This is a genomic window from Rhodopseudomonas sp. BR0G17, from assembly GCF_010907025.1.
Classification (GTDB): Bacteria; Pseudomonadota; Alphaproteobacteria; order Rhizobiales; family Xanthobacteraceae; genus Rhodopseudomonas; species Rhodopseudomonas palustris_H.
Genome location: NZ_QUML01000152.1, coordinates 1 through 444, shown reverse-complemented (window position 1 = coordinate 444; position 444 = coordinate 1). Strand labels below are relative to the sequence as shown.

Sequence of the window (444 nt, the reverse complement as noted above, 5' to 3'; positions counted from 1 at the left end):
GCTTCGAGCGCCGTCGGAGCGCCGCGCAACACCAGATACAACGGGAAGGCTGCGAAGGCCGCGAGACTACCGAGCATGCGCGGTGCAATGAAGGCACGATGCCGCGCCCGCGCGAGCGCGTCGTATCGCGCCGACGGATGCAGCAACGCATCGAGACATTCACCGATGATTCTGGATACTGCCACGCTGCTCGCGCTCGCTCGTCGCCTCGTAACGGGAGGCGTTCGGCGCCTCGCGTGTGGTTGGCCGAAACTGTCAGAGCGACCTTAAACGAACACTAAGGCGATCGAAGAGTGTGGCCCGCGCCCGCCTCAACGTGCCTTCACCGGGCGCATTCGAAACCACATGGTGAACGCATCGTTTCGAAGCGTGGAGCGATATGGTTTCGAATTGGTGGACGCAGAACGGCCGGCGATCGAGAAGCCCAGCTCCGTCAATCGAATA

1 pseudogene is annotated in these 444 nt (G+C 62.4%); it reads right to left on the bottom strand.

Annotated elements, in window-relative coordinates:
* A pseudogene (locus tag DY467_RS25625) lies at nucleotides 1-185 on the bottom strand (PAS domain-containing sensor histidine kinase); the annotation flags it as partial.
* Between the last annotated feature and the right edge of the window lie 259 nt (nucleotides 186-444).